The following is a 477-nucleotide window of genomic DNA, read 5'->3' as shown; positions in this document are numbered from 1 at the left end:
ACGTTTCTTGTTCAGGAAGTCGATGGTGTAGGTCTTTTGCAGGAGCGCGTCACCCATATACTTTTCGTTTTCCAGTATCTTACGGACGGTGCTGTCGTGCCAGCGTGGATTGCCCCGTGCGGTCAGGATGCCGTCACGCTCCAGTCCTCTGGCAATCTTCATGCAGCTTGCGCCCTCCAGATACTCGCGGAAGATGCGCTTGACGATCTCTGCCTCCGCAGGATTGATGACCAGATGCCCCTCCTCGTCCTTGTCGTATCCGAGGAAGTTCCGGGCATTCACCAGCACTTTCCCCTGCTGGAAACGGTACTGGATTCCCATTTTCGTATTTTTGCTGAGCGACTCCGATTCCTGCTGCGCGAGTGACGCCATAATGGTTATCAGGACTTCCCCTTTTGCGTCCATCGTGTTGATTGACTCCTTTTCAAAGAAAACCGGAATATTGATCTCCTTCAGCAGGCGGATGTATTTCAGGCA

At 52.8% G+C, this 477-nt stretch carries 1 protein-coding gene; it reads right to left on the bottom strand.

Annotation, left to right across the window (positions count from 1 at the left end):
- Positions 1–477: recombinase family protein (locus QVO51_RS10215; protein ID WP_288168171.1), on the bottom strand; the 477-nt coding region annotated here is incomplete at both ends.

Origin of the sequence: Ruminococcus sp. CAG:379 (assembly GCF_000434255.1) — a bacterium.
Lineage (GTDB): Bacteria > Bacillota > Clostridia > Oscillospirales > Ruminococcaceae > Ruminococcus_F > Ruminococcus_F champanellensis.
This window is presented reverse-complemented; position numbering and strand designations above follow the sequence as displayed.